Below are 15,607 nucleotides of genomic sequence, written 5' to 3'. Positions count from 1 at the left end.
TTACCAGATTATATTAATTAATCCATAATTTTTATTATATTAAAATCTGTATAATCACATGATACTAATTTATATTCAACTTCATTTCGTATTCCTTCTAATCCCATCTTAAAAGATTCTTTCCCATGAAGATGTCCATATATAACTTTTTCAACACAATACTCTTCATATATGTCTGTAAACAATGATTGTTGTAATTTATCATTAGTAGGTGGATAATGAGTTATTACAATTATTTTTTTAAATCCTGCTTTTTTCGCTCCATCTAAAGAAAGTTTTAATCTATGAGCTTCTCTTTTATAAATTTTTTCATCTTCTTGTGTAAATTTAAAATCATTTGGGCATATCCATCCTCTAGTTCCACAAATAGCATAATCTTTATAGGAGTAAAAGTTATTTTGCAAAAAATTCATATCTTCGTAAAGCTTATTTAATTTAGTTACAGTAGTCCACCAATAGTCATGATTTCCTTTTACAAATATCTTTTTCCCAGGAAGTTTATGTATTATGTCTAAATCTTGTTTAGCTTCATTCATATTTATACCCCAAGATGTATCTCCTACAACTAATACTATATCATCTTCTTTAACTTGACTTTTCCAACTATTAATTATTTTTTCTTCGTGGTTATTCCAATTATCTCCGAATATATTCATAGGTTTATTAACTGCAGTTGAAAAATGTAAATCTCCTATTGCATATAAACTCATATTAATGTCCTTTCTTTATTTAAAAATTAAAAAAAGAAGCGAGATTTCTACCCTCTTCTTTTTTTATTATACCCTTCTAATAAAGTATCTATCTCACTTTTTAGGGCTATTATTTCAGTTATATCTTTTTCACTATCAATTTTATCTAATCTTCTTTGATATATTATAGCCTTTTGAGTTTCTCCTAGTTCGTATAACTCTTGTATCTTACCTAATACATCTCTTACTGTTATAGATTTTACTTGATACATTACTTGAGCTTTCATTATATGTTCTCTAATTTCACTCATTTCTTGATCTAGTAAAAATGCTGCATCAGCTGCTCTTCTTAATCTCATTGCTAAGTCTTCTGGTATGTAATGTTCATACTTATATTTTAATGAATGTTCTATAGTTGCCCAAAAGTTCATAGCTAATGTTCTTATTTGTATTTCACATAAAATTTCCTTATATCCTTGTGCTGTGTTTATAGGATATTTTATTATTACATGATAACTTCTATATCCGCTATCTTTAAAATTCTCTATATAGTCTTTTTCATAAACTATTTTCATATCATTTCTTGATCTTATAAGTTCAACTATTGTATATATATCTTCAACAAACTGGCACATTATTCTTATACCAGCTATATCTTCCATTTCCTCTATGTCTGAAATATCTAATCTTTTTGCTTTAGATATTATTGATGCTATCTTTTTGGTTCTACCTGTGACAAACTCTATAGGAGAATATTCTCCTTTTTTTAAAAGCTCTTTTCTTATATTCTTAAACTTAACTTTAAGTTCTTCAACAGCGTGTTCATAAGGAACAAGTATCTTATCCCACTTTTCGTATTCCATTATTTCTCACCCTTTATTTTCAAATTTACCAACTTCTATATTTTAACATAATTTATAATCATTTTGTATAATAAAGAACATCTCCATCTTTTAAAACATAATTTAGTTCTCCTAATTTTGTTAAGTGACTTATCATGCTTACTAATGTTGACTTAAAAAAATGATATTCTTTATAATTATAACTTAATTTATTTTCATTTAATATAATTTTTAATATAGACTCCAAATTTTTAGGTTCTTTAGTTAATTCTCTTAATTGATTTAAATATTTTGTTACACAAAGTTCATGTTTCTTAGCTAACTCTAAAGCTTCTTTTCTGCTTAATACTTTTTTCCCATGACCTAATACAACATACTCAAAATCTATAGTTTCTAATATACTTAATGATTTTAAATAAGCTTGTATATCAAATAGAAATAACAATTCAAATTTACTTAGCAGCTCTTCACTTACTAATGTATCACCTATAAAAAATACTTTATCTTTAGTAAGAACACCTATGGAGCCTAGTGTATGTCCTTTTAAATCTATTATCTCTATATATTCATTATTTATTATAATTGTACCTGGTTCTATTGTTTTATCTATACTAACTGTTTCCATATTTTTATTTGTTAATATAGTATTTAAGAATTCATTAGTATTTCCACCCATTATATATGCTGAAAATAAAATTGGATTATCAATATAAGGTTTACTATCTTTACTAGACATGTTAATCAGATCTTTGTATTTATCTTTGAATTGATAACCTGCACCATAATGATCATTATGTTCATGTGTATTTATTATCCATTTTACTTCTATGCCATCTCTTTCAAGGTCTCTTATTATATTTCTTGGTCTAGCTCCTGGTAATCCTGGATCTATAATTAATGCACTTTTATCGTCAAATATATAAACACCTGTATTAGTTCCACCTTTTATATAAAAAGAGTTTCCCTTTATATTTATTAACCTCATTAGAATCACCTTACAATACTATTTTTTTTAATCTTCTTAATGCCCTACTTCTAATATTTTCATCTTTTGATACCTTTATCTTTATTTTATATGCCACATCTTCATATAATAAAGACTCTATAAAATATTCAACGATACCTCTATCTTTGAATTCTATATCAATAACTCCGCTTGAATATATCTTAGAATCTAAAATCATTAATAAATCAGAAAAGTTTAATCTTTCATGTTTTTCTAAGTATCTCTCACTTGGTTTAAAATCTTCACAGTAGTTTATTTTATAATTTACAACATCATCATTAATATCAAAACCATATTTAGATTTTATTAAATTTGCATAATCTTTATTTCTCTTATTTATATTGTCTAAATTTAAATTGTAATCACTTTTAATCCAGTGTCCATAAATCCTACAATTTAAAGGTCTAACTTCATATATTAAACATCTATTGTTTTCATCTTTAAAAGGACATGGACTCTTTTTTATATACTCTAAGAAGTAATAATCTATTACCTTATCTAAACATCTTTTTCTTAGTTCTTTATTGTCTTTTAAGTAATTATATATATTTATAAACTCTACTAAGTTTATGCCTACAGATTCCATACAACACTTTCCACATCCAGTACAATTTCCACTCGGTACAGTTTCATATATTTTATTTAATTCTCTGATTAAATTATTGTTTTTAGCAAACTCTATGCTTTTCTCTATATCAATCTTTTTTAGACTAGCCATTATTATTACTCCTTGTTATAATTATTAGGTTAATACAAACAATTATTATAACACATTTTTTTGAATTTTATAGGAGGTACTTTATATGAATAGATATACTAAGGTTATAAATATGATGGAAAGTTACTATACAAAAGACTACGAGAAAAAGAAAAAAAATGTAACTAAAATCAGAGAAGTAAGAGAAGAAACTGTTAGAAAATTCTTCTTACAAGGTGACTGTGAAGTTTTAGTTATATTAGAAGATAGTGGAAGAGAAATTTTAATAGATGACTTCTCTCCAGAAGAAGAAATAAGAAAGTATTTAGGTCCTAAATTTGTTAATAAAAGATAGTTTTATATCCCTAACAATTTGTTAGGGATATTTTTATACTTTTTTTATTTTTTATGTATAAAACTATAAATATTGTTAATAATACTAGTATATAAACAATATTTAACTCAATCTCCCCCAATTATGAGCTTTCATTCCCCTGTGAAAGCTCTTTTTTTGTTATATCTATTGTTATTTTTAATATATAATATATAATAATTTACTAAGTAATTATTAAAAAGGAGCTGTTGTTTATGATAAAAATATATAACTTAAACTTAGATACAGATTTTGATTATAGAATTATAAGAGAAGAAAATGATGATATTGATTTATTCATTGATGTTAATTATAGAAGTGTAGATATAGATTGCTCTGATAATAGCTTCTTTTCATCTAGAGTTCAATTTCCTTTTGTTAGGTCCATAATACTAAGATTTAATAAGTCTAGCAATACAATGACTGTTCACTTTATGAGAGATATAGATTTGTTCTCTGCATTTGCAAATTTTGAAATCAATTGTGCTGATTCTAGTATATGTATTAAAAATAATCATGAAAAAGTAATATTTAGTAAAAAGAAACTATCTTTATAAAAGTTTACTATAAAATAATAAGGGGGCCTTAATAGGCCCCTTTTAATTTTATATGTTGTTAATAAAATTAAATTCAATAATTTAAATTAATAAATTTATCTTCTCTAAAACTCTAATTTTCTTATATAGCCTTTATTTATTTTTAACTTTTCCAAAAGCAGTTAAATATATATCTTTTAATTCAGATACTAATGGATATCTTGGGTTAGCTGGAGTACATTGATCATCAAATGCATCTAATGCTAATTTATCAACTGATGCCATAAAATCTTTTTCACTTACTCCGCATTCAGCTATAGTTTTAGGTATATTTAATTCAACTAATAATTTATTTATAGCATCTATTAAATTATTTACACCTTCTTCAGTTGTATTAGCTTTAAGACCTATATATTTAGCTATTTCTGCATATTTTTTATCTGCTACAAATGATTTGTATTTAGGGAATGCAGAGAACTTAGTTGGTTTAGTAGCATTATATCTTATAACATATGGTAGTAATATTGCATTAGCTCTACCATGTGGTATATGGAACTCTGATCCTAACTTATGTGCTAGTGAGTGATTTATTCCTAAGAATGCATTTGCAAATGCCATTCCTGCCATACATGACGCATTGTGCATTTTTTCTCTTGCTTCTCTGTCACTTCCATCTTTATATGCTCTTGGAAGATATTCAAATACCATTTCTATTGCTTTTATAGCTAATGCATCTGTGTAATCAGTTGCCATTACAGAAACATAAGCTTCTATAGCATGTGTTAATACATCTACTCCTGTATCTGCAGTAACAGATTTTGGTACAGTCATTACAAAGTTTGGATCGATTATTGCTATATCTGGAGTTAACTCATAATCTGCTAAAGGATATTTAACATTATTAACTTTGTCAGTTACAACTGCAAAAGATGTAACCTCTGAACCTGTTCCTGATGTAGTTGGTATAGCTACTAATTTAGCTTGTCTTCCTAGTTTAGGGAATTTAAATACTCTTTTTCTTATATCCATAAATCTTAATCTTAAGTCATCAAAGTCAACTTCAGGGTTTTCATAGAATAACCACATACCTTTAGCTGCATCCATTGATGAACCTCCACCTAAAGCTATTATTGTATCTGGTTTAAATTGTCTCATAACATTTGCACCATTTAATACAGTTTCTACTGATGGATCTGGCTCAACATCTGCAAATACTTCTATCATCACTGGATTATTTCTTTTTCTTAAATGGTAAGTTAACTTATCTACATATCCTAATTGAACCATCATTCTATCTGTAACTATCATTACTCTATTAGTGTTTGCCATCTTTTCTAGGTAACTTACTGAACCAAATTCATGGTAAACTCTTTCAGGTATTCTAAACCATTGCATATTGTTTCTTCTCATAGTAACTTTTTTAACATTTATTAAATTTACCGCTGATACATTGTCTGTTGTTGAGTTGTTACCCATAGATCCACATCCTAACGTTAATGATGGCATATTTACATTATATATATCTCCTATAGCACCGTGAGTTGATGGTGCATTAACAAGTAATCTACCTGTTCTAACTTTCTCTCCAAATTCTAATATTATATCATCGTTATTTGAATGAATAACTGCAGAATGTCCAAGCCCTCCAAATTCTGTCATTTCAACACATCTTTGTATTCCTTCTTTATATCCTTTTACTTTATAGCAAGCTAGAACTGGGCTTAATTTTTCTCTAGATAAAGGATAATCATGTCCTACACCTTCTAATTCTGCAACTAGTATTTTAGAATTTTTAGGAGCATTTTTTATTCCCGCCATTTCAGCGATTTTATATGCACTTTGACCTACTATATTAGCATTTATTGTGCAAGTTTCTTTATTTATAACTAGTCCTTCTAGTAATTTCTTTTCTTCTTTATTTACAAAGTAGCAATCATATGATTTCATCAAAGCTACTACGTCATCATATATTTCTTCATCTATTATTACTGCTTGTTCTGAAGCACATATCATTCCATTATCAAATGTTTTTGATAATATTAAATCATTTACTGCTTGTTTAATGTCAGCACTTTTTTCTATGTAACAAGGTACGTTACCTGCTCCAACGCCTAGTGCTGGTTTCCCAGAAGAGTATGCAGCTTTTACCATACCAGGTCCCCCTGTTGCTAATATTAATGATACCCCATCATTTTTCATTAATGCATTTGAAGCTTCTATTGAAGGTTCTTCTATCCATTGGATACAATCTTTTGGAGCTCCAGCAGCTATTGCAGCATCTCTTACTACTTTCGCAGCTTCAGATGAAGACTTTTGAGCTGATGGATGGAAGCTAAATATTATTGGGTTTCTACTTTTCATAGCTATTATAGATTTAAACATTGTTGTTGAAGTTGGATTAGTAACTGGCGTTACTCCTGCTATAACCCCTATAGGCTCTGCTATTAATTTATAATTTTCTTCTTCATTTTCTTCTATAACTCCAACAGTTTTATTGTATTTTATACTATTGTAAATATACTCTGTTGCAAATATGTTTTTAGTTACTTTATCTTCAAAAACTCCTCTTTGAGTTTCATCTACAGCTAATTGAGCAAGTTCTATATGTTTATCAAGACCACACTTTGCCATTTCTTTAACAATTTTATCTACAGCTTTTTGGTCTAATTTTAACATTTCTTGTTTCGCTTTATTAGCTTTTTCAACTAAAACATTTACTCTTTCTTCTGCTGTTAATTCTTTCTTAGTTCCCATATTTACTACCTTTTTAGCTTCTTTACTCATTTTAAAATCCTCCCAAGATGTTGTTTATTTATTTTAATGTTAGTTATTTAACAATCTTTATGTTTATATAATATACCTACCAAAAAAGAATGTCAACCATTTCTTGTTAATTTTTTATCCATTTTTTAATATTGCAAAATATATAATACTCTAATTATTTTTTATATTAAATTTATAATTTTAAAATAAAAAAATCCATCTGATTTATTGAAAATCAGATGGATTTTTTTATTTTATATTATATTTATTACTTAAAATTAATTATTACTTCTTCATAACCTAAATTCTTCAAGCTATTTTCCAAACTCTTTTTTACACTACGACTTATATCATTCATAAAGCCTTCTTTTATAATTTTTTTCTCATATTCTTTTTTACTATTTGCCAATTCATCTATAACTTCATTTGTTTTTACTCTATTAAATAATGCATTTTTTACATCATAAATAAATATATTTTCTTCATCTATGTAGTGATCTATAATACTACACTTTGCTACATTTACAGTTATAGAGTCTTTTTTTACATTATCTATAGTAATATCCTTTGAATTTACACCACCCTTTACTACTCCATTGTACTTTATAATAAATGATTTTTCTGTGAAAGGTATCTTGATATTTTTAAAGCTTCTGTCTTTCTTAATAGTTACTATATTGCTGTAATTATATTTAGATGTTGATAGTTCTAATACTTGTTCTATAGTATTTAATACTTTCGATGTATCTTTTGGAGCTTTTTCGGAAAAGATTAATTTTAAAGATAGTGTTATTCCCAATATGATTCCTATAATTATAAATATTAATAAAACTTTATTGTTATTAATTTTTTTACGTTTTTGTAACAAAATTTCCCCTCCTTTTGATATAATATAAGTTACGATTAAAAAGTTTTAAATTTGTATACTTAAATAAAAATTAATACATAATTTTTTTCAAATATGAAAGGAGACTTAAAATGACTTTATTAGTTTTTGGTCATAAAAATCCTGATACAGATTCAATCTGTTCAGCAATATCTTTAGCATACTTAAAAAATAAATTAGGACAATCAGCTAAGGCTTATGCTTTAGGAGAAGTTAGAAAAGAAGCTCAATTCGTTTTAGACTACTTCAAAGTTGATGCCCCAACTGTATTAACTTCTATATCAAATATATGCAATGATGATGCTAACTTAGTACTAGAAGGTAAACCTCAAGTTATATTAGTTGACCACAATGAGTACGGACAAAGCATAGATGGACTAGAAGATGCTGATTTAATAGAAGTTGTTGATCATCATAAATTAGGAGGATTAAAAACAGATACTCCTTTATCAATGAGATTAATGCCAGTTGGATGTACTTGTACAATAATAACTCAAATGTTTAAAGAAAATAATGTTGAAATACCTTATGAAATAGCTGGTCTTTTAATGTCTGCTATATTATCAGATACATTATTATTTAAATCTCCAACAACTACAGATATGGATAAAAAAGCTGTTGAAGAATTAAATAACATAGTTAAAGTAGATGTTGAAAAGTACGCTATGGATATGTTTAAAGCTGGTACATCATTAGATGGATTTACTGTTGAAGAAATAGTAAACATGGACTTTAAACCATTTGATATGGAAGGTAAAAAGGTAGGAATAGGACAAGTATTCACTTTAGATATAGATGCAGTTCTTAATAAGCAAGATGAATTTTTAAGTTATATAAATGGAACTGACTTTGATATGTTATTATTAGCAGTAACAGATATAATAAAAGAAGGTTCATATTTAATATACAAAGCTGAAGATAAAATAATATCTGATGCATTTAAAGTTAATGCTTCTCAAGGAGTATTTGTTGAAGGTGCTGTTTCAAGAAAGAAACAATTAGTTCCAAATTTAACAGATGCAGTTAAGAAAAATATATAATTTTTTTAAACATACAAAATAAAAAAAGAGATTCTTAAATTTAAGAATCTCTTTTTTATACAAATAAATTCTAGTATAGAATTACATTTTTTCTACGTCAGAATAATCTTTACCAAATGTTTCAACAGTAACTTTTTTCATTACTTGTGGAGTTTGTGGTTTATCCATTCTATCAGTTTTAACAGAAGCTATTTCATCTACAACATCAATACCTTCTATTATTCTACCAAATGATGCATATTGCCCGTCTAAGTGTGGAGAATTTGCATGCATTAAGAAAAATTGTGAACCAGCAGAGTTTGGAGCCATTGTTCTAGCCATTGATATAACTCCTCTTTCATGCTTTAAGTTGTTAGTATGTCCATTTTGAGTAAATTCTCCTTTTATAGAGTATCCTGGTCCACCCATTCCATTTCCATTAGGGCATCCTCCTTGTATCATAAATCCAGGTATAACTCTGTGGAATGTAACTCCATCATAGTATCCTGACTCTACTAAAGATACAAAGTTTTTAACTGTATTTGGAGCTATATGTGGATATAACTCAACTTTTATTTGCTTTCCATTTTCCATTTCTATAGTTACTATAGGATTTTTATTTTCCATTTTATGTACTTCCTTTCTTATGAGTTTTATATTCTCATTTTATATTATATACCAATAACACTAAAAAATCACAAAAATAAGCTACTTATTTTAGTAGCTTACTTTTCATTTAGTAATGCAGTTTCTTCATAATTTATATCTAATAAATTTAATATTTGCTTAGCTCTATCTTTTGTAGATCCTGAAACTTCTATATAATTTATATTCTCAGCTTTTAAGAAACTTAATATAGCTTCATCAATTTTAATAGCTATACTTTCATCTTGCCATCTTACGCCATCTTTAACATATCCAAATTCTCTAGGAACGTATATTATCATATCATAGTTTTGTATATCTTCTAATGCTAAACAATATAAATCCTTTAAAATTTGAATCTCTTTTTGAGTTCTTTTTCTGTCTCCTAGCATAAATCTAGCGTATATGTAAGGTACAAATGTAGCATAATCTGTAAGTGCATAATCAAATCCTGATAAATCGTCTTCTATTTTCTTTTGTCCTAAATATATACCATACTGTTCAGATATAGTTTCTATCATGCCTTTATCTCTTAAATACTCTGTAGAGTATTCTAAAGCATATCCTACATCTACTCCAGATATCTTCATTTCTACATATAAGTGTTGTATTAATGTTGTCTTTCCGCATCTAGGTCCACCTAGTACAGCAATTCTTTTAGTTGCCATATTTTATATCAACTCCATATTTTATATTTCAAAATTAGAACTTTTTTATTATACTAATATACAACAATTTATTCAATGTTTTTAATATAATTGTAGTTATTTACAAATTAATATCCATATTTTTTACAATTTCATAACCTTCATTAAATATCTTCTTACAAAACTCACCTTCAAATCTTAGAGTAGCATTTTTTTCAAATATAGTATTTGGTCTTATAATAATTATATCTTCCTCTTTATATATGTTCTTTATATCTTCTGGTAATTCATAATCATGTTTCATAGTTATAACTATTATTTTATCCATTTTAGCTTCTATTAAGGGCTTTATTAAAACATTATTTAATATACCTCCATCTAATTTATATCCATCATATAACCCCTCTATTAAATCTTTGCCAAATTGTTCAAAAGGCTTTAACTCTTTTGACGGTCTAAATGGAAGTAATGAACTATATTTTATACTTAATAATGCATCTTCATAACTTAGTTCAGATATATCTACTATTTTTTCTTCTAATTTTGAATTTTCAACTTCTACATAATTGATATAGCAAGGTTTTGAATAACTTGAGTTATTGATTAATCCTCTTAATTCATCAATTGCTAAAGAGTTATCCACAGTGTTATCAACTATTTTGACACCGTTTTCACCAATTTTCTGAATGTTTATCCACATTTCCTTCAACTTGTTAACATTTTCTGTGTATATATAATATCCATTTATAGCCCCTATAGATGTTCCAGCTATAGCATCAAATTTTATTCCTTTTTCATATAATCCATATATAACTCCAGCTTGAAATGCTCCTTTAGCCCCTCCGCCTGCTAGGCATAACCCTGTCTTCATCTAAAATCACTCCTATTCTTTTTCCTATATTTATTTTCATTAATGATTATAGGGGATGTCTAAAAGTAAAATACTTTTTATACATCCCCTAACTTTAACTTTTTTTATTAATTTTATAATTCATAAAATGTTTTAAAAGTCTTATATATATCTATATGATCTTCTACACATCCTAGTTCTCTTATAGAATGCATAGCAAGTATCGGACTTCCTACATCTACTGATGGTATATCTATATGTGTTGATGATATAGGTCCTATTGTACTTCCACCTCTTACATCAGATCTATTAACAAATTCTTGGCAGTTAACTCCAGCTTCTTTACATATAGATTTATAAACAGCTGTAGATTGACTATCACTTGTATATGCTTGATTTGCATTTATTTTTATAACTGGTCCTTTACCCATAACTGGTCTATTTGTTGGATCATGTTTTTCTGAAACATTAGGATGAACAGCATGTGCAAGATCAGCAGATATTATAAATGAAGAATATAAACTTCTAAAGAATTCTTCTCTACTTTGCCCTAAACATAAAGATATTCTTTCTAATACATTTATTAGCATATTAGAATCTGCTCCTTGCTTAGTTGAACTTCCTACTTCTTCATTGTCAAATACCGATACTACATTAACGCCTCTTGAAGGTTTAGAATCTATTAATGCATGTAAACTAGCATGTGCCATAGATAAATTATCTAGTCTTCCACAAGATATCATTTCTTCATTTGGTCCTATTAGCATCCCTTTTTCATATTCATATAAAAATAAATCAAAATCAAGTATTTCCTCTACTTTTCTTCCTAACTCATTAGCTATAGTTTTTATTAAGAAATTATCTTTTTCTAATGTATCATTTAATAATCCTACTAATGGCAACATATCCTTTTGCTTATTTAAAGCTACGCCTTCATTTACTTGTCTATTCATGTGTATAGCTAAATTAGGTATTATACATATAGGTCTATTTATATTTATTAAAGTTTCAACAGGTCTTAGTATATCTTCTCCTTTTAATATAACTCTACCTGCTATAGCTAGTGGTCTATCTAACCAAGTGTTTAATATAGGTCCTCCATAGCATTCTGTATTTAATTTTAAATAAGTTTTTTCAACTTCCATCTCTGGATTTGGTTTAATTCTAAATGAAGGTGAATCTGAATGAGAACCTATTATTCTAAATCCATCTTCTTTTAAATTATCAGTATCAACAGTAAAAGCTATTATAGCTGATGAATTTTTAGTTGTGTAATACTTTCCGCCTTTTTCTATAGTCCACTTGTCTCTAGCATCAAGTTTTTTAAATCCATTCAATCTTAATAATTCCTCTGAGGTTTCTACTGAATGAAAAGCTGTTGGACTTTTCTCTATAAACCCGATTAAATTTCTAGCAAATTCTTTTGAATTCATATTAAATCCCCCTTAATTATATTAAATTTTATAGTAAATCTAATGTAGTGTATTCTTTATTTATTTTCTTTATACCTTGATTATTAAAAGCTATTGTTAAATCAGAACCAGAAGCTGCCACTACAGTTCCTACCCCAAACTTAGGATGATGAACCTTAGAACCTAATTTTATATCATCAACATTTGATTCAGTTTTACTTTCTTTTATAGTAGCATTAACTTTACTTGCAACATTCGCCTTATTCATAGACTTCATATATTTTTGCTTATACTTATCTAATATATTGTAATTTGCTTTAGAATAACTTAACTCATGCTCATCTTTATTTAATTTCTCTATACATTCTTCTGGTAATTCCTCCATAAATCTTGATTGTATAGATGGATTAGTTTTTCCATAAAGAGTTCTTTTCTTTGTAAGTGTCATATATAACTCTTTTTTAGCTCTTGTTATACCAACGTAACAAAGTCTTCTTTCCTCTTCTATATCTGACTCACTCATAGATCTTACAGCTCTTGATATTGGGAATAATCCTTCTTCCATACCAACTAAATAAACTACAGGAAACTCTAGTCCTTTAGATGTATGTATAGTCATAAGAGATACTCTATCGTCTTCTTCATCATCACTTTCTGAAGAAGTAAGAGCTACATTAGTTAAGAAAGTTTCTAAGTCTTTTTCTTCACTAGTATTTTCAAATTCTATAGCTATAGATATAAACTCTTTTAAGTTATCTATTCTATCTTGAGATTCTTCACTTTTATCTTTTTCAAGTTCATCTAAATACCCTGTAACATCAAGTACCTTTTCTATAAGCTTACTTACAGAATAAGCATCCTTTATTACTCTAAGTGTTCCTATTAAATCTACAAATCCATTTATATTCGCTCTAGCCTTTGTAGATATATCTGAATTAGTATCTACATCTAAAAGTACAGAGAATATACTTTCTTGTCTTAAACTTGCTCTATCTTCTATTTTTTCTATAGTTCTAAGTCCAATTCCTCTTTTAGGTACATTTATTATTCTTTTTAAAGATATATCATCTTGTACATTTTGAAGAACTCTTAAATAAGCAACTAAATCCTTTATCTCTTTTCTTTCATAGAATTTAGTACCACCATATATATTATAAGGTATTTGACTTCTATTTAAAGCATCTTCTATAGCACGTGCCTGTGCATTTGCTCTGTATAGTACTGCAAAATCTTTGAAAGGTTTATTTTCTTTTCTATGGATTCTCCATATATTATCAGCTACAAAATCAGCTTCTTCCATTTCATCATTTGCAACTTGTATCTTTATTTTTTCTCCTTCTTTTTGCTCACTCCACAGTTTTTTTCTTTTTCTTTCTATATTGTTAGATATAACTGTATTTGCAGCATCTAATATAACTTGAGTTGATCTATAATTTTGTTCTAATTTTACAACATGAACATCTTCATAATCTCTTTCAAATTCAAGTATATTTCTTATATCTGCACCTCTCCAACCATATATACTTTGATCATCGTCTCCAACAACACATATATTTTGATGCTCTTTAGCTAATAATTTTATAAACTCATATTGAGCTTTGCTTGTATCTTGATACTCATCAACCATTATATATTTAAATTTATTTCTATAATAAGCTAGTACACTTTCTTCAGTCTTTAATAATTCTACTGTTTTTATTATTAAGTCATCAAAGTCAAGTGCACTATTTCTTTTTAATCTATCTTGATAAAGTGTATATACATCAGCAATTTTACTCATCCTAGCATCATGTCTATGCATATCCTTATACTCTTTAGGAGTTAGTAATTTATCTTTTGCTCCAGATATATAACTTATAACAACCTTAGGCTCAAATGCCTTATCACTTAAATTAAGTTCTTTTAAACAATCTTTAACTAAAGTTACTTGGTCTGAACTATCATATATAACAAAAGATCTATTATATCCTATTCTATTTATATCTTTTCTAAGAATTCTAACACAGCATGAATGGAAAGTTGTTATCCACATATCTTTTACATCTGAATCTATAGTTTCTTCAACTCTTTCCTTCATTTCATTTGCTGCTTTATTTGTAAATGTTATTGCTAATATATTACTAGGATGTACTCCTTTATTTTTCATAAGATGAGCTATTCTAGTTGTTAAAACTCTCGTTTTTCCAGATCCAGCTCCTGCTAATATAAGTACTGGTCCTTCTGTTTTAAGTACCGCTTCTTTTTGGGCGGGGTTTAGTGAATCTATATCCATTAATTACCTCCTACAGTCAATGTTATATGTATATTTTAATCTATTATCTATATTAATTCAAATTTATTAATACTACATATTAATGATATCCATAATTTGTAATATTTAAAATCATACCCACTTTATAATTAAATAAAAACTCCTTAGATTTTATCTAAGGAGTTAAAGTTAGGCTAAAATATAATTTTTTTATTTATATTAATCTAATAAGATTAGGGGCTTAATTATATATTAGAATTTAAAATAAAAAAATCCTAATATTGGGATTAGGATTAATATAACTTAATAATTAATATACAAAATAGTCATGGTCGACTTACGTACATAATCTTTAAACTATTTTCCTTCACCCCGAAGAAATTAATTTATATATTATAGGCAGGTATCCTGGCTTAGCTTCATCTTACTACTTTCCCTTCCCATAACTTATATTAAGTCACAGTGGTATCAAAAGTTTCATCAGCATAACAGTAGCGGGGGCTGCAGAGGATTTTAACCTCTTTCCCTATTAATTTTATAAACAAAACCTATAATATTAAAATATTAAATTTTCATCATATTTAACAATATTCTATAAAAATATTAACATTCCTTTATTTAAATTTAAATCCTTATATTCTAATCATATTATATTTAAACTAGTATTATTACAATATAAAGATATTTATTCCTTTAAATATATCTACTAATTTAATTTCTTATACATCATCCAACGACTAAAATTACCTATTTAGTCGTTGGATAATGCAATTTATACTTTCTATTTACTTTAATATATTGAAAATAAATAAGGAAGAAACCTATTTAGATTTCTTCCTTTATATATTATTTTCCAAAATGTCTATTTAATAATCCTAAGAATGCTTTACCGTGTCTAGCTTCATCTTTACACATTTCATGAACTGTATCATGTATAGCATCTAATCCTAATTCTTTAGCTTTCTTAGCTAATTTTAATTTTCCATCAGTT

General features: G+C 27.0%; 14 protein-coding genes, 1 pseudogene and 1 riboswitch. Of the genes and pseudogenes, 3 read left to right on the top strand and 12 right to left on the bottom strand.

The annotated features are described in order from the left end of the window. Positions 1-17 precede the first annotated feature (17 nt). The 4 genes from ABFX13_RS05940 to ABFX13_RS05925 are packed head-to-tail and all read right to left on the bottom strand — an operon-like array spanning position 18 to position 3,255. A complete protein-coding gene (locus tag ABFX13_RS05940; protein ID WP_346043834.1) occupies positions 18-710 on the bottom strand; it encodes a metallophosphoesterase in 693 nt (230 codons plus the stop codon). 47 nt (positions 711-757) lie between these two features. Beyond that, complete coding sequence (locus ABFX13_RS05935) at positions 758-1,552, bottom strand: GTP pyrophosphokinase (protein WP_346043831.1); 795 nt, start codon at positions 1,550-1,552, stop codon at positions 758-760. Between the two features lie 58 nt (positions 1,553-1,610). Continuing rightward, positions 1,611-2,516, bottom strand: a complete 906-nt coding sequence (locus ABFX13_RS05930; RefSeq protein ID WP_346043828.1) for an MBL fold metallo-hydrolase — start codon at positions 2,514-2,516, stop codon at positions 1,611-1,613. A 10-nt stretch (positions 2,517-2,526) separates the two neighbouring features. Next, positions 2,527-3,255 carry a YkgJ family cysteine cluster protein gene (locus tag ABFX13_RS05925; protein WP_346043824.1) on the bottom strand — a complete coding sequence of 243 codons (729 nt, stop codon included), beginning with the start codon at positions 3,253-3,255 and terminating at the stop codon, positions 2,527-2,529. Between the two features lie 85 nt (positions 3,256-3,340). Here ABFX13_RS05925 and ABFX13_RS05920 point away from each other — a divergent pair, with 85 nt between their 5' ends. Both ABFX13_RS05920 and ABFX13_RS05915 read left to right on the top strand, forming a co-directional pair. Next, positions 3,341-3,589 carry a hypothetical protein gene (locus tag ABFX13_RS05920; RefSeq protein ID WP_187006443.1) on the top strand — a complete coding sequence of 83 codons (249 nt, stop codon included), beginning with the start codon at positions 3,341-3,343 and terminating at the stop codon, positions 3,587-3,589. Between the two features lie 233 nt (positions 3,590-3,822). After that, positions 3,823-4,164 carry a hypothetical protein gene (locus ABFX13_RS05915; RefSeq protein ID WP_346043821.1) on the top strand — a complete coding sequence of 114 codons (342 nt, stop codon included), beginning with the start codon at positions 3,823-3,825 and terminating at the stop codon, positions 4,162-4,164. A gap of 132 nt (positions 4,165-4,296) precedes the next feature. Here ABFX13_RS05915 and adhE read toward each other — a convergent pair whose 3' ends face one another. Beyond that, the gene (adhE, locus tag ABFX13_RS05910) at positions 4,297-6,927 is read right to left on the bottom strand and encodes a bifunctional acetaldehyde-CoA/alcohol dehydrogenase (RefSeq protein ID WP_346043818.1); all 2,631 of its coding nucleotides are present in this window, start codon (positions 6,925-6,927) and stop codon (positions 4,297-4,299) included. A gap of 247 nt (positions 6,928-7,174) precedes the next feature. After that, entirely contained in the window at positions 7,175-7,774 is a 600-nt protein-coding gene (locus ABFX13_RS05905) for a DUF4230 domain-containing protein (protein ID WP_187006441.1), read from the bottom strand. A 110-nt stretch (positions 7,775-7,884) separates the two neighbouring features. Here ABFX13_RS05905 and ABFX13_RS05900 point away from each other — a divergent pair, with 110 nt between their 5' ends. Next, the gene (locus ABFX13_RS05900) at positions 7,885-8,832 is read left to right on the top strand and encodes a manganese-dependent inorganic pyrophosphatase (RefSeq protein WP_346043814.1); all 948 of its coding nucleotides are present in this window, start codon (positions 7,885-7,887) and stop codon (positions 8,830-8,832) included. Between the two features lie 81 nt (positions 8,833-8,913). Here ABFX13_RS05900 and ABFX13_RS05895 read toward each other — a convergent pair whose 3' ends face one another. From ABFX13_RS05895 to ABFX13_RS05870, 6 genes and pseudogenes are all read right to left on the bottom strand, one after another. Beyond that, positions 8,914-9,438, bottom strand: coding sequence for a peptidylprolyl isomerase (locus ABFX13_RS05895; RefSeq protein WP_346043810.1), 525 nt, complete (start codon positions 9,436-9,438; stop codon positions 8,914-8,916). A 98-nt stretch (positions 9,439-9,536) separates the two neighbouring features. Next, complete coding sequence (locus ABFX13_RS05890) at positions 9,537-10,124, bottom strand: AAA family ATPase (protein WP_346043808.1); 588 nt, start codon at positions 10,122-10,124, stop codon at positions 9,537-9,539. 100 nt (positions 10,125-10,224) lie between these two features. Then, on the bottom strand, positions 10,225-10,974 hold the full coding sequence (locus ABFX13_RS05885) for a patatin-like phospholipase family protein (RefSeq protein ID WP_346043806.1): 750 nt from the start codon (positions 10,972-10,974) through the stop codon (positions 10,225-10,227). 113 nt (positions 10,975-11,087) lie between these two features. Further along, positions 11,088-12,386, bottom strand: coding sequence for a M18 family aminopeptidase (locus ABFX13_RS05880; RefSeq protein WP_346043804.1), 1,299 nt, complete (start codon positions 12,384-12,386; stop codon positions 11,088-11,090). A gap of 28 nt (positions 12,387-12,414) precedes the next feature. Then, on the bottom strand, positions 12,415-14,637 hold the full coding sequence (gene pcrA / locus ABFX13_RS05875; protein WP_346043801.1) for a DNA helicase PcrA: 2,223 nt from the start codon (positions 14,635-14,637) through the stop codon (positions 12,415-12,417). Between the two features lie 360 nt (positions 14,638-14,997). After that, a riboswitch (cobalamin riboswitch) is annotated at positions 14,998-15,183 on the bottom strand. 279 nt (positions 15,184-15,462) lie between these two features. Next, positions 15,463-15,607, bottom strand: a pseudogene (locus ABFX13_RS05870) (NADH peroxidase); the annotation flags it as partial.

This window comes from Paraclostridium tenue, from assembly GCF_039521565.1.
Classification (GTDB): Bacteria; Bacillota; Clostridia; order Peptostreptococcales; family Peptostreptococcaceae; genus Paraclostridium; species Paraclostridium tenue.
Note: the sequence above shows the minus strand (reverse complement) of the source record. Positions and strands in the feature narration are given on the sequence as shown.

Excerpts from the sequence above, each read along its gene's own strand:
- ABFX13_RS05940 (WP_346043834.1), bottom strand. The coding sequence starts at position 710 with ATGAGTTTATATGCAATAGGAGATTTACATTTTTCAACTGCAGTTAAT.
- ABFX13_RS05935 (WP_346043831.1), bottom strand. The coding sequence starts at position 1,552 with ATGGAATACGAAAAGTGGGATAAGATACTTGTTCCTTATGAACACGCT.
- ABFX13_RS05930 (WP_346043828.1), bottom strand. The coding sequence starts at position 2,516 with ATGAGGTTAATAAATATAAAGGGAAACTCTTTTTATATAAAAGGTGGA.
- ABFX13_RS05925 (WP_346043824.1), bottom strand. The coding sequence starts at position 3,255 with ATGGCTAGTCTAAAAAAGATTGATATAGAGAAAAGCATAGAGTTTGCT.
- ABFX13_RS05920 (WP_187006443.1), top strand. The coding sequence starts at position 3,341 with ATGAATAGATATACTAAGGTTATAAATATGATGGAAAGTTACTATACA.
- ABFX13_RS05915 (WP_346043821.1), top strand. The coding sequence starts at position 3,823 with ATGATAAAAATATATAACTTAAACTTAGATACAGATTTTGATTATAGA.
- adhE (WP_346043818.1), bottom strand. The coding sequence starts at position 6,927 with ATGAGTAAAGAAGCTAAAAAGGTAGTAAATATGGGAACTAAGAAAGAA.
- ABFX13_RS05900 (WP_346043814.1), top strand. The coding sequence starts at position 7,885 with ATGACTTTATTAGTTTTTGGTCATAAAAATCCTGATACAGATTCAATC.
- ABFX13_RS05895 (WP_346043810.1), bottom strand. The coding sequence starts at position 9,438 with ATGGAAAATAAAAATCCTATAGTAACTATAGAAATGGAAAATGGAAAG.
- ABFX13_RS05890 (WP_346043808.1), bottom strand. The coding sequence starts at position 10,124 with ATGGCAACTAAAAGAATTGCTGTACTAGGTGGACCTAGATGCGGAAAG.
- ABFX13_RS05885 (WP_346043806.1), bottom strand. The coding sequence starts at position 10,974 with ATGAAGACAGGGTTATGCCTAGCAGGCGGAGGGGCTAAAGGAGCATTT.
- ABFX13_RS05880 (WP_346043804.1), bottom strand. The coding sequence starts at position 12,386 with ATGAATTCAAAAGAATTTGCTAGAAATTTAATCGGGTTTATAGAGAAA.
- pcrA (WP_346043801.1), bottom strand. The coding sequence starts at position 14,637 with ATGGATATAGATTCACTAAACCCCGCCCAAAAAGAAGCGGTACTTAAA.